8 protein-coding genes are annotated in these 10,312 nt (G+C 47.7%); all 8 read left to right on the plus strand.

Annotation, left to right across the window (positions count from 1 at the left end; all coding sequences use genetic code 11):
• Positions 1 to 1,860, plus strand: a 1,860-nt coding sequence (locus QXE01_09410) for a molybdopterin biosynthesis protein (GenBank protein ID MEM4971456.1), incomplete at its 5' end; no start/stop codon positions are given.
• A gap of 10 nt (positions 1,861 to 1,870) precedes the next feature.
• Positions 1,871 to 2,779 carry a molybdenum cofactor guanylyltransferase gene (locus QXE01_09415; protein MEM4971457.1) on the plus strand — a complete coding sequence of 303 codons (909 nt, stop codon included), beginning with the start codon at positions 1,871 to 1,873 and terminating at the stop codon, positions 2,777 to 2,779.
• A gap of 119 nt (positions 2,780 to 2,898) precedes the next feature.
• Positions 2,899 to 3,141 (plus strand): hypothetical protein, encoded by a 243-nt coding sequence (locus tag QXE01_09420; GenBank protein MEM4971458.1) that lies wholly within the window; start codon positions 2,899 to 2,901, stop codon positions 3,139 to 3,141.
• A gap of 4 nt (positions 3,142 to 3,145) precedes the next feature.
• Positions 3,146 to 6,682 carry a molybdopterin-dependent oxidoreductase gene (locus QXE01_09425; protein MEM4971459.1) on the plus strand — a complete coding sequence of 1,179 codons (3,537 nt, stop codon included), beginning with the start codon at positions 3,146 to 3,148 and terminating at the stop codon, positions 6,680 to 6,682.
• 6 nt (positions 6,683 to 6,688) lie between these two features.
• Entirely contained in the window at positions 6,689 to 7,579 is an 891-nt protein-coding gene (locus QXE01_09430) for a 4Fe-4S dicluster domain-containing protein (protein MEM4971460.1), read from the plus strand.
• A 33-nt stretch (positions 7,580 to 7,612) separates the two neighbouring features.
• On the plus strand, positions 7,613 to 8,353 hold the full coding sequence (locus QXE01_09435) for a cytochrome b/b6 domain-containing protein (GenBank protein ID MEM4971461.1): 741 nt from the start codon (positions 7,613 to 7,615) through the stop codon (positions 8,351 to 8,353).
• A 25-nt stretch (positions 8,354 to 8,378) separates the two neighbouring features.
• Positions 8,379 to 9,218 (plus strand): formate dehydrogenase accessory sulfurtransferase FdhD, encoded by an 840-nt coding sequence (locus tag QXE01_09440; protein MEM4971462.1) that lies wholly within the window; start codon positions 8,379 to 8,381, stop codon positions 9,216 to 9,218.
• A 12-nt stretch (positions 9,219 to 9,230) separates the two neighbouring features.
• Positions 9,231 to 10,312 (plus strand): molybdopterin molybdotransferase MoeA (locus tag QXE01_09445; GenBank protein MEM4971463.1); only part of this gene is annotated, 1,082 nt, incomplete at its 3' end.

A 10,312-nucleotide genomic window follows, 5' to 3' on the forward strand; every position in this document is an offset into this window, starting at 1 on the left:
GATAGCTTTGGGCGTGTTCTGGCTGAGGATATATATTCAAGTATTGATGTACCGCCATTCGACAGATCTACTATGGATGGCTATGCAGTGAGATCCGAAGATCTATATGGTGCTAGTGAGATAACACCAGTAACTCTTAAGATCGTTGGAAGGATAGATCCTGGGGATGTTAAACATATATCAATAGGCCGGGGAGAGGCTGTTGAGATCTCTACAGGAGCTCCTATCCCTCCTGGCGCTGATTCTGTTTTGATGGTTGAGTATACAAAGAGATCTGGGGATGAGGTGGTAGCATATAGATCTGTAACCCCTGGGGAGAACATCATGCCCTCGGGATCAGATATAATGTTGGGGGAGCTTGTCCTTAGAAGATGTAGTGTTATAGGTGAGAGGGAGGTAGGTGTCCTAGCCTCTATAGGTGTTAAAAGGGTGAGGGTATATAGAAGGCCGAGGGTTGCTGTGATCTCAACTGGGAGGGAGCTTATCCCCCCTGGATCTCCTCTAGAGTTTGGGAAGATCTATGATGTTAACTCCTACACAATAAGCCATGCCCTCAGAAGGCTTGGGGCTGAACCCCTTCTTCTAGGGATAGCTGGGGATGATCCCAAGGAGATCAGGGATATGGTTGAGAAGGGGTTAGAGCTAGGTGATATGGTGATCCTATCTGGTGGGACCTCGGCAGGACTTTCAGATATAACATATAAGGTGCTCAGCGATATAGGCCCTCCTGGGATAGTTGTTCACGGCCTTAAGGTGAAGCCTGGAAAGCCAACCGTGATCTCGATATCTAGGGATGGGAAGCTGGTTATAGGCTTGCCCGGCTATCCAAGCTCTGCCCTAATGATCTTCGACTTGGTTGTGAAGCCCCTTATAAAGAGGATGCTATGCCTGCCTGAGGAGAGGCATGTTATAAAGGCTAGGCTTGCTCTGAGGGTTGAGGGTGCTAGGGGTAGGAGGCTTCTGCTCCCAGTAAGCCTTGTGGATGTGGGGAGCTATATAGCTGCATATTCCCTGCCCTCTGAGTCAGGGGCTATAGCTACTATTGCTCAGGCCGATGGATATACGATCATCCCGGAGAATGTTGAGTTCGCTGTTGAGGGTGAGGAGGTCTATGTGAATCTCTTCTCACCAACATATATGCCAGCAGATCTATATATCGTTGGCAGCCACGATCTAGGTCTTGACAGGCTCATACCACTTATCAGAGGCTATAAGGTTAAAACAATATATGTTGGCTCGATCGGTGGTATAGTGTCTATTAAAAGGGGCGAGGCCGATATAGCTGGTATACATCTAGTGGATAGCGAGACCATGGAGTATAACATACCATTTCTAAAGAGATATGGTGTTAACAATGCATATCTGGTTAAAGGCTATATGAGGGAGCAGGGGATAATAGTCCCTAAGGGGAACCCACATGGCATAAGGGATGTGAGGGATATAATCAGGAAGAACCTCAGAATCGTTAATAGGGGGAGGAACACAGGGACAAGGATTCTTCTAGACAGCATCTTAAGAGCAATAGCTAGGGAAGAGGGTATCTCATTCGACGAGCTTGTCTCGAGGATAAGGGGTTATTACTATGAGGCGAAAACCCACACAGCTGTTGCTGCAGCAATAGCCCAGGGGAGGGCAGATGCCGGGATCGGGATTAGGGCTGCGGCCCATATGTATGGGCTAGACTTTATAAGCCTTGGATGGGAGAGATATGATTTCCTGGTACAGATAGCTAGAATTGGTAAGGAGTCTGTTAGATCATTTCTAGAGATGCTTAGAAGCAGCGAGTTCGCAGAGATCCTCTCATCGATCCCAGGCTATATGGTTCCCAAGGATATAGGGGAGATCATATGGAAGCCATAGAAGATCTTTAATGGCTAGAGAGCATCATATATGGAGAGATCAGGGTGTTCTAATGAAAATATGTGGGATCATACTTAGCGGTGGCATGTCAAGAAGATTCCAACGTCCAGGCGAGCCGTGGGTAGATAAGGCTCTATACCCAATTAAGGGGAAGCCGATGATAAGGATTATATATGAGTTGCTCCTAAGCCTCTCAGACACAGTTATAGTCTCTACAGGGATCCAGGAGAGGGCCGAGATATATAGGAGGGTTCTAGGCGATGCTATCTATGTAGGGGATGTAGAGGGGTTTGCAGGGCCTCTCTCAGGCCTCCTAGCATCTCTAAGCATATGCCCATATGAATATGCAGTAGCTGTTCCCGTGGATATGCCCTATATAGGGGCTGACCTTCTGAGGGAACTCCTAGCCAGGCTATCAATCCATGATGTATCATCACCGATCCTTCCAAATGGATTGGTGGAAACCACCGTAGTTGCTATGAGAAGATCTATTGCGAAGGATGTTCTAGAGATCCTCAGGAAATATGGGAGGGCAAGGCTAGCGGATCTACATAGAGGGGTTCCTAAAATATATCTACTCAATATGAAGAAACACGGCTTCGACCCCATAATGATTGCTAACATAAATAGGAGAGAGGATATAGATAGGAGGGTTGAATATCCAGAAGGCCCGCTCGATAGCGATGTCGATATAAGTAGGAGCTATAGCATAGAGGATATAGAGAATCCCTCCAACGAGAGGCTCAGGGGTAGCCTTTGGTGGACCCTGAGAACAGGGGATCCCTATGATGAGGTGAGGCTATACCTTGGTAAGGGCGTCTATATGTTTGCAGCATATGCTCTAGAGGATTCCAAAAATATCCTTGAGAGGTACGTTGGAAGGATGCTTCTGGAGAGCGTGTTTAGCGGTTTAACATGAACTAATTAATATATATTATATAATTTATTAATGTGATTTTAAAGATATATGTATAGATGGATGTATATTTAAATATACTAGTTTATAAGGCTGTTTAGAAATAATGTGTGGTGGCTAAATTGTCAAGTGATTATCAGAGGAGGGTTGAGGAGCTTAAGAGGCATCTAATGAATGAATATGCCCTCCTCCCAGAGTTTATAGATGGGTTAACAAGCATCCATGAGGAGGCTGAGGACTATACGTGCTTAACCCTTAAAAAGCTTATGGGTAGGAGGGATAAGGGGAGGCCCGCCGCCATAATCCTAGCACCAGAGGATAGGAAATCCCCGAGCGATGGGTGCTCATCCTGTCCTCCAGGGTGAGAGGATGGGTGGGGATGGAGGGGTAGATAGATCTAGGAGGGCTTTTCTCAAGCTAGCCTCGATAGCATCGGCGGCTTTAGCACTATCGGCTACATCTATAGTTGATGCCCAGTCCCCAGTCCCATATAAGGCTTGGAAGACTAGATGGTCCCTCGGTGAGATAGGGGGTAAGACGGATATTATAAGGGCTAAGGTAACGCCCGTGATATGTCCTTACTGCTCTATGGGCTGTAGCATTGACTTCTACACAGTTGGTGATAAGATAATATGGACATCAGGCTCCCCAGACTCATATATCAACTGGGGTGCTCTCTGTCCTAAGGGGGATGCTGCGTTCCAGCTTGTAGACAACGATCTGAGGGTTCTATATCCAATGATAAGAACCGGTCCGAAGCCCCCTGTTGAGGAGATACTGAGTGCTAAGAGCTGGGATGAGCTTGTTGCGATTGTGAAGAAGTATCCGCCTAAGTGGAAGATTGTTTCGTGGGATGAGGCGTTCAGATATATTGCTGAGAAGCTAACAGCTATTCTAGAGGAATGGAGATCCAAGACTGGGGCTCCTAAGCAGAAGGATGGCTACTACTACATAGGATCATCTGTTCCGGTCCAGGTAATAGGCTCCTCAATACTTCTCAATGAAGAGGCATTCCTCACTAAGAAGCTTGCAGTGTTTCTAGGAACCGCTAACATGGATTCACAGTTTAGAAAGTGCCACAGCTCGACAGTAACTAGCTTAGGTGTAACATATGGCTGGGGTGCTGAGACTGCTAGTGTAGAGGATGTGGCTCTAGCTGATGTGGTTCTCTTCTTCTCAAGCCCTGCCGAGAATCACCCGCTCTCATTCTGGTACTTCTGGAAGGGTAAGAGGGAGAGGGGGACTATCTTCATAACATTCGATCCGAGGCTCTCTAGAACTGCTATGGTTTCTGATATATGGGTTCCATTCAGATCAGGGTCGGATACAGCTATACTCCTCTATATCCTACACTATGCATTCTTCGAGAGAAACCCACCTATAGATCAGCTTGATGAGTTTAAGAGGCTTATGAGTAGGTGGAACATAACGCAGGATGATCTTAACGAGCTAAAGGATCTCGTATCGCAGTATAACGCTGAGGAGGTATCAAGGATCTCTGGGGTACCTGTAGATCTTCTGAGAACAGTTGCTAGAATCTATGTTGAGAGGAGCGGAGTGGTTACGAACCATAAGAAGCATGGCATAATCCAGTGGGCCATGGGCTTCACGCAGCATACAAACGCCACGATAAACATTATAAGAGCTGCAGCGATAGTACAGCTCCTACTAGGCAACGTAGGCTTCCCAGGAGGAGGTACGCATCCGTTCAGGGGGCACAGCAATGTTCAGGGGGCGAACGATGTTCAGGGATCGGGGATAGAGTCTCTGCCAGGCTATCATGGGCATCCAACAAGCGCTGCCGAGGTAAGGCTCTACCAGGACTGGAAGCTCCAGGGGATGCCAGATGCATGGAATTGGGAGGTTCCTGATTGGGCTTTAAAGTCCTTCCCAGCTCTACAGGCTAGTGCTAAGAAGGGGCAGGCAGATCTGAATAAGGTTCTCCAGGTATTCAAGTTCTATGGATGGAGGAGGTTCGAGCTTCTCTGGGGGCTATTCTGTGGAACAGACCCTGAGGATGATCCCGTTAACGGTACTGTCATATGTGACTTCCACTTCGGAACAGGGAGCACAGAGGTTGTCTTTCCGAGAAGGGCTCTGAATAAGGAGATAAGGGCTGCCCTAGTATTTGGAGAGAACCCAGCTGTCACTAACCCCAATGCCAAGATCATATGGGCTGCCCTAGCATCCCTAGATCTCCTCGTGGTTAGCGATATATTTGAGACGGAGACAGCTTGGTTCGCAGATGTGCTTCTACCAGCAGCTGCCTTTGCTGAGAAAGAGGGTACTAGGACAGATGGTAACAGGGTTATCCAGTGGAGCTATAAGGCCCTAGAGCCTAAGGGGGTCTCGAGGCCTGATTACTGGATAGTTGTCAAGCTATTTGACTACCTATATAGAGCCGGGGCTATAAAGCTCCCAAGCATGGTTTATGGTAAGAATGTTGAGAGGGTGAAGTTCAGAGTAGGGGGTAGGGTTGTGGATGTTTATGAGAGGATCATAGATCCCAAGGCTTCGTGGAACTATGCTGGGGGTACTGGTAATGCAACACCTATAGGGCCTATAGAGGCTGAGGTGAACCCGAGGATCATAAGTAAGGAGATAAGCTACTCAACACTGATCTATGATGGGATATATAACCCCGTTAGAGATGAGTTCACAACCATGAGGAGGAACTCAACGCTTAGGAAGGAGGGTGAGATAGATGGTCTCTTTAGCAAGGCATTCGGAGTATATAAGAACTGGGGCTGGTCATGGCCCCAGAATGTGAGGTTCCTCTACAACTACGACTCCCTCGTTGCTGTCCTCGGAACTAGCTATAGATTCACAGCAGCTGGTAGAGAGTGGGTAGTGACTGGGGAGACAGGCGAGTGGATCGATGAGTATACAGGTGAGTATAGGCCGGCATTCATACCCGGCCATAACTTCTGGGAGCCCAGGGCCTTTAAGAGGAGGCTCAGCGGGATCTCTGATCTATGGGGAGGTGCTAATATAATGATGTTCATTAGAACCGGGCAGCTGGAGTTCCCCGCCAAGAGCTTCGTTGTTATCCAGGATGGGGATGTGAAGATACTATCCTTCCAAGAGTTTGTAGCCCTCACGGGTATGAGGTATCTATGGGCCAACGACACCCTCTACTGGGACGAGCAGACAGCTAGTATGAAGGCGGCTGTTAAAAGACCATTCTTCCCAGGCGATAGCTGGGCTAAGTATAAGCCTGTCTATGAGCAGTTTAGATCTAAGCTCCAGCAATACTATAGCCAGACTGGGAGTATGAAGCAGGCAGTGCTAAAGGTTATAGATGAGATGAAGGGATGGTACGCAGGATATAACTTCAGCTACCCAATACACACGGAGCCCGCAGAATCTCCAGATCCTGAGCTTGCGATTAAATACCCAACAATAGCGTGGATCAACCCATACAATGTTATGGTTCTCAAGGAGCAGCCAGACATAACATCTGGAAAACCCGTCGGGCTTGCCCTGGTTCCAAGTGAGCTGAAGGAGAGGGGAGAGCTTGTTGTGCTAACAACAAACAGGCTTACAGAGATGTTCCACAGCGGCGCTATGACAAGGAACCTGCCCCTGCTATCACAGCTCGTGCCGGAGCCCTTCGCATATATACCGGAGCCCCTAGCAGCTAAGCTAGGTATAAAGTCTGGTGACTATGTTGAGATAGCAACTGCGAGGGGTGTTATAAGGCTAAAGGCCTTTGTAACAAAGGGAGAGGCTGTTGTCAGGGTGAACAACAAGGATCTGCCGGTGGTTAACCTGATATGGGCCTTCAGCTTCCAGGGGAGAACCACTGGGCCTCAGGCTAACTTCCTAAACCCAGATGTGGGGGATGTGGTTACAACTATACAGGAGTCAAAGGCATGGATAGGTTTTGTAAGGAGGGCGGGGTGATGGTAGATGGTTAAGATGGAGTTCCCGAGCAAGGATAGCGGTATAGCTGTGCTCGTTAACATAGATAACTGTATAGGCTGCAGAGCATGCCAGGTGGCATGTCAGACATGGAATGGGAGAACACCTCCCCAGACTAGCTTCAGCCCAACATTTACAAATCCACAGAGCCTAATGGCGAATGCATGGAAGGTTGTGATGTTCCACGAGATTACTAGGGAGAAGGTGATAAGCTTTGAAGGAGCAACAGTTAGGATAACAGATGCTGTGGAAATAGTTCCGATACCATATAACTGCCTCCACTGCGCAGCTGCACCATGTGCAAGGGCATGCCCCGTGGGGGCTATAAAGGTGAGTCCTGAGGGTGCAGTGGTTATAGAGGCGAGCGAATGTATAGGATGCGGATACTGTGCAGATGCATGTCCATATGATGTTCCAAAGAGGGGATCTGATGGGAAGTACTATAAATGCACATTCTGCGTTGACAGAATACAGAATGGGAAGGCACCGGCATGTGTCGAGGTATGCCCGGCCAATGTATTTACATTCACATCCATGGAGAACGCTGTGAAGTTGGCCCGCGAGATGGAGGCATCTGGGAAGAAGGTCTATGGCCTTGATGTCGATAGCTATGTTGGTGGGAGGGTTAGATGGATATTCGCCCTCTCAAGCGATAAGGCCTCCAAGGTATTCCCCAAGCAGTTCCCGGAGAAGGCTGTTGTTCAGACGGAATCCCTTAGAGAGGCTCTGAAATCGATAAGCATACCTGGTCTCGGCATTATATCAGCAGCTGTCTTCGCCCTAGGCGTTGTTGCCTGGCGCATGGATAGGATCAGAAGGATCAGAGGCTCTAAGAAGGCTGAAAAAGGTAATGGAAAGAACGGGGGAGAGAGGAAATAGATAGAGTGTTATAAGAGCTAGTGGGTGGCTGGTTTGGGGGAGGAGAGGGAGATAGAGATCCTCGGTATGGGGACTAGGATAGCCCATACCCTGCAGCTCATATTCTTCACACTACTGGTTTTGACAGGGCTGGTGCTCCTATCGATAGAGTTGTTCGCATGGATAGTCTATCCAATAGGTGTCCCCCTAGCACCTATAGTAGGACTTAGCCAGGAGACAGGGGCTGTGACTGTTGGTGTTGAGGTTGCAAGGGCTATCCACAGGTTTACAGGCCCTCTATGGGGAGCGCTATTAATAGTATATGGTATATACCTAGTTATAACCAGGAAGATCCTTGTCTTCGAACCCCTTAAAAAGCCTTTGAGGCAGCAGATAAGAGAGGCCATAGCTCTTCTAAACCACTATGCCCTGGGCAAGCCACTGCCAAGGGATGTTGAGGAGAATCTAGATAGGCATAATGTTCTCGTCTCATATTTAACCGTGGTTCTGATAATAGCCTTTATACTAGTGGGGGGCAGCGGAGCTGCTATGATCTATCTAAATCTAACACCAGATCAGCATAGGATTATGCTCTTACTACATGACATAGGGTTCTATCTAAGCATACTATTCACGCTAGCCCATATCTTCGCAGTTACACATCCAAATAACATACCGATTCTAAAGGCAATGTTTACAAACGGCAGGGTAGCTCTGAGATGGGCTGAGCAGCATATGCCCAGATATATAAGATCTAGACTCACACATGGGGGAATAGAGGCCCAAGGCGATTAGCCTATCTATAGTTAGCAGAGGGTTAATGGTTTTTCATTCCACGTGGAAGAGCGGTGGAGCCGGTGATCCCATGGCCAAGGGTATGGATGGGATCAGCTATTACGAGATAGAGCCTAGCATAGATAGCTATATGGATATCCCCATAGCTATTGATGAGAGATTCGAGGTATATGTTAACGATAAGCACTACACAACCCTATTCACAATGCCCTCGGGTGTTGAATATGCTGTGATAGGTAGTCTTGTGAGGGATGGCATTATATCTTCGATCGAGGATATAGATGGGATAGAGGTTAATCCAAGGGGTAGGAGGATAGATGTGAGGCTGAAGAGGGATACAGAAATCCGTAGGATCTATATTGAGGACTGCTCTATACTAGCTGAAAAAGGGGTATATGTCTCCTCAAAGTATAGGGTGCAGTGGAAGACCCTTCTGGATATATTTTCTGACTTCAATCTAAAGACATCATCTGTGTCGATGGGGATAGCCTCTCACACGAGCGGGTTATATAACATAGAGGAGGGTAGGGCGATAATAGCCCATGATAGTAGTAGGCACTCATCGATTTTAAAGATAATAGGTGCTGGAGTTGTGAAGGGCTTTAGATTCGATAGATCTGTGGTTATAACTACTGGGAGGGCATCATCAGATATGATCATTGCCATAGCAAGGGCAGGGATACCTATAGCGATCTCTATGAGAGGACCTCTATATAGCGGTGTAACAGCAGCCATAACCCTGGGTGTAACCCTTGTGGTTAACTTTAGAAGGGGTGAGAAGGTGCGTGGGTTAACACCTCTTACACATATAAAGAGGATAGAGGGTTATAGAGGCATACATAATAGCCCTGGCAGCGATATCTAGCTAAGGAAGCCAATGGAGGCTAGGGGTTTTAAAGAGCTTATAAATATAGATGACGCGGTTAGAGGGGCTATCAAGAGGATCACCCATAAACCTAGAGTGGTTATCTCAAATATATCCGAGGCTCTGGGGAGATATCTTGCAGAGGATATAGTATCCCCTGTCGATGTCCCCCCATTCGATAGAGCTGTTGTAGATGGATATGCTGTTAGGAGTAGAGATACATTTGGAGCCTCCCCTAATAGCCCTGTGATCCTGAGGGTTAAGGGGGTGATAAAGGTTGGTTCGAAAGCAGATCAAGATCTAGGTGAGGGTGAGGCATATGAGATACAGACAGGTGCACCACTACCAAGGGGTGCTGATGCTGTTGTTATGTATGAGCATACAAGGAGGATCGATAAAGATGCTGTAGAGATCTACAGACCTGTACCTCCTATGGGCAACGTATCTAGGAGGGGTGAGGATGTAAGGGCTGGGGAGAAGATCCTTGCTAGGGGTGTTAGGCTCGCCCCATGGGATCTAGGGGTTATAGCCTCCATAGGGATCCCAAGGATCCATGTTTATAGACCGCTGATAGCACTTATATGCACTGGGAGCGAGCTTGTTGAAGTTGATAACGCTAGAATAGAAGATCTAGCTGGTAGGGGCCTTGTAATCAATAGCACGAGATTCGCTATAGAGGGGCTTGCCAGGCAACTAGGATTCGATGTGGAGTATATGGGGATAGTCCCCGATGATAGTGAGGAGATATATAGAGCAATCTCAAAGGCCCTAGAGCTGGGAGATGCTGTAGTCACTATAGGAGGGGTATCGGTAGGATCCTCTGATAACACTGTAGAGGCTGTGAAGAGATTTGAGCCGGAATATCTAGTCCATGGAATCGCTATAAGGCCTGGGAGACCTACGAGCATAGCGGTTGTAAGGGGTAAGCCTGTGATAATGCTAAGCGGCTTCCCAGTAGCAGCCATAACCGGTTTCGAGGCCCTAGCAAAACCAGTTCTACTTCACATGGTAGGTGGTAAGGAGGAGCCGAGACCAGTTATCAGGGGTATACTCACCAGGAGGATCTCAACACCGGTTAACACAAGATCCTATGT

Source organism: Sulfolobales archaeon (genome assembly GCA_038897115.1).
Taxonomy (GTDB): domain Archaea; phylum Thermoproteota; class Thermoprotei_A; order Sulfolobales; family AG1; genus AG1.

Bases quoted from the DNA above. Each gene is read 5' to 3' on its own strand.
- QXE01_09425 (MEM4971459.1), top strand. From the start codon at position 3,146: ATGGGTGGGGATGGAGGGGTAGATAGATCTAGGAGGGCTTTTCTCAAG.
- QXE01_09415 (MEM4971457.1), top strand. From the start codon at position 1,871: ATGGCTAGAGAGCATCATATATGGAGAGATCAGGGTGTTCTAATGAAA.
- QXE01_09440 (MEM4971462.1), top strand. From the start codon at position 8,379: ATGGTTTTTCATTCCACGTGGAAGAGCGGTGGAGCCGGTGATCCCATG.
- QXE01_09430 (MEM4971460.1), top strand. From the start codon at position 6,689: ATGGTTAAGATGGAGTTCCCGAGCAAGGATAGCGGTATAGCTGTGCTC.